The organism is Grimontia sedimenti, assembly GCF_011045095.1.
Classification (GTDB): domain Bacteria; phylum Pseudomonadota; class Gammaproteobacteria; order Enterobacterales; family Vibrionaceae; genus Enterovibrio; species Enterovibrio sedimenti.
Map to the genome: position 1 here is coordinate 1 of NZ_JAALDL010000049.1, position 923 is coordinate 923.

A 923-nucleotide genomic window follows, 5' to 3' on the forward strand; every position below is an offset into this window, starting at 1 on the left:
GACTACGGGACAAACCATGATTTAATAGATTCTCAGTAAATTTATCGGTCTCTTTATTAGCGCTCACTTGAGTACACCTTCCCTCCTGCACCCACCACAACCTTCTCCTCGTCATACTACCCAGATAGGGAGGGTTTCCTCCAATACTTGTCATCCATACACTATTCGGGAGCTGTCCATCAGGTAAATGCACTGCCATATATCCATCTTGACAATTGCACCCCTTTACCTCGTTGCATGTTTGCTCTTTCATAAAGGAATGAGGATGAGGGATCGTAACTCCTCGCATGTTTTTGCCAACCACTTGCCCTAATGTTCCTGCATATCGCGGTTGGACACCTTATGCCTGTCTCTTCCCCAGACACTGTGCATCTCCATTTGAAATAATTGAAATAGCCCATCTCATCATCTGTGATAACATCAAAAATATCTCGTGATGAGCTTTTCATGGCAAGCCTCTGGATGGTTGTAGTCTTTACCACTTTAGAGAGTATGCTATCCACATATCCATAGATAGATGCTTCAAAAATATCATGTAACAGCCGGATGTGCAATTCTTCTCCCTCACAAAGCAGTTCTGAGAAAAATTCTTCATGATTTTTATTCTTTACCTCCATCAATCCCTTGAATTCTTGATTCCGTATTTTCGTACCAGTACCCAAGTACTGTGTGACAACTTGCTTGATCCCTGATGATGGAGACCTTGGGGACAACAAATTAGCAGCTGTAACATCTTGAATGAGGGTTGCATAATTGATATGTGGCATATAAATCGGTTGCAACCAAGCATGAATCATCTTCTTAAGCCAATCAGGACATGATATACAATCTTCTACAGACCTCAGATAGCTGACGTCCCTAGACAAGTTATCTGGAAAGCCCCTCATCATCATCTCCAATATATTAATGCCATTGTACCCCAT

At 41.9% G+C, this 923-nt stretch carries 1 protein-coding gene; it reads right to left on the reverse strand.

All coding sequences use genetic code 11. From position 1 onward, the window contains the following. Window positions 1-179 precede the first annotated feature (179 nt). On the reverse strand, window positions 180-923 hold a 744-nt coding region (locus G5S52_RS24500), incomplete at its 5' end, for a hypothetical protein (protein ID WP_165018887.1).